Source organism: Pseudomonas sp. 8Z (assembly GCF_902506535.1).
Taxonomy (GTDB): Bacteria; Pseudomonadota; Gammaproteobacteria; order Pseudomonadales; family Pseudomonadaceae; genus Aquipseudomonas.
On sequence record NZ_LR733834.1, the window covers coordinates 1 to 1,658 of the forward strand.

At 44.8% G+C, this 1,658-nt stretch carries 2 protein-coding genes; both read left to right on the forward strand.

The window, feature by feature from the left end:
• The first annotated feature begins 156 nt into the window (after positions 1–156).
• The gene (locus tag AERO9A_RS22345; RefSeq protein ID WP_159974153.1) at positions 157–585 is read left to right on the forward strand and encodes a hypothetical protein; all 429 of its coding nucleotides are present in this window, start codon (positions 157–159) and stop codon (positions 583–585) included.
• A gap of 350 nt (positions 586–935) precedes the next feature.
• Complete coding sequence (locus tag AERO9A_RS22350) at positions 936–1,463, forward strand: hypothetical protein (protein ID WP_159974154.1); 528 nt, start codon at positions 936–938, stop codon at positions 1,461–1,463.
• Positions 1,464–1,658: the final 195 nt, after the last annotated feature.

Consider the following 1,658-nt stretch of genomic DNA (forward strand, 5'->3'; position numbering starts at 1 on the left):
ACAAATGAATATCGAAAAAACTCATAACAAATGGCTCATGTGCGAACTTCGTTCCGTTGGCCTTTATTTGTGTTGGTTAACACAAATAAAGGCCAACTACACTACGTCGCCATAGCCAGGCGTTATGCAGACTAAGAAAAAATTGGAAATTTTCGAATGAAATGGATCGCAGAACACTTCCTATCACCATTACTCGCTGCGGCACTTGCATTGGCAGGAAATTACTATTTCTTTCACATGCCCGAACTGAACAAAGAATACACTCAAATGGGCGTTCAAATAGTGCTAGAAAAAGATAGCCCAATGCACATGAGAAAATTTGGCTATCAGTTAATTCAAGAAAATTCGCCCATAAAAATACCTGATGCAGAAAAGCAAGAAAGACTTGAAAGCTTACTTAAAAATATCCCTGCAAATTTCGACTCCGCAGAGGGCATGACCTTTGGCGAATCATTTGCACGGCTCGTCGTTTATACAAGATGGGCAGCTGAAGTCAGAAATTTGTGCGAGACATGCATCAGCAAAGAGCGATTTGAAAAAGACTACAAAAATACACTGCTAGAAATCAGAAAGGCCACTAACTGAAATGCAACAATATTTTCAATAGCTTTTTCTTAGTTACACCCCGCCACAAGCATTGGAGGTTCAAATGGAAAGCGTAGAAAGCAAGCTAGGCTATTACCCAAAGTGCCCATATTGCGAAAACGACCATGGCTTCGACGTAACATTGTGCCCTCATACGTTTGGCGCAGGAGGAATGTGCGAGTTAGTTAGTTGTAAAAGCTGTCATAAAATAATTAATGTATCCTGCCCGCCCGTTGAACAGAAAAGCCAATAACAATCATCGTGAGCAGCATAACAAGTCGCTCAAAGCGCTCACTTCGTTCGCTGGGACGGGCTAAAGCCCGCCCCTTAGCTTATCGTTATGTGTCGCCATGAATCATCGAAGAATATTCTCAGAAGAGCGAAAAGCCCACGACTTGGCCCAAGCCCAAATTCTGGTCGGAAAAAAATTAGCGGGCCTAAGTAATGTGCAGTATTACTTCGAGTCTGAAAAAGTGACTGATGATATCGGTGATATTGAGTGGCAATGCACCGACGGTTCAACTGTCACAATGTTCTTGCTAACAAATGGAGAAAGTGTCGGAGCCGATACTTTACCTGCTGATATCCCTCAGGCATTCGAGTTTGAAGAGGGAGAGCGCTGCTCGTGGCAAACCGAAGACCTTCTTTCGTCGCTAGCAGCAAATTACCTCGTAGGCAAAAACATAGTTGGCGTGCAGGCTTTCGTTGACTGCTACATAAGTTGTAACTACCAAGTCCTGTCTGGCTTCAAAGTATTATTCGAGTCTGGAGACTTTATCTTTTACTACAACTGTGGCGATGACGGCATTGCCCTGCTTAACCAACTGCCCAGCCCGAATGAGGGCATCAAGAGCGAACTACTAGAATCCCTACAGTGACACATAACAAATGTATATGGACTCTCCCCGCAAGTAGTGAGCAAAGCATTGCTTTTGTATAAAAAGGTGGTCGCGGTAGAGACGGTGGTTACCCACCGCCCCCCGCACAGATCCGTACGTGCAGCATTACCGCATACGGCTCCTGCCTCAGGTTTTGACGCGAAAACGTTCTGCCGGGTAGGGGTGTGCCAACCT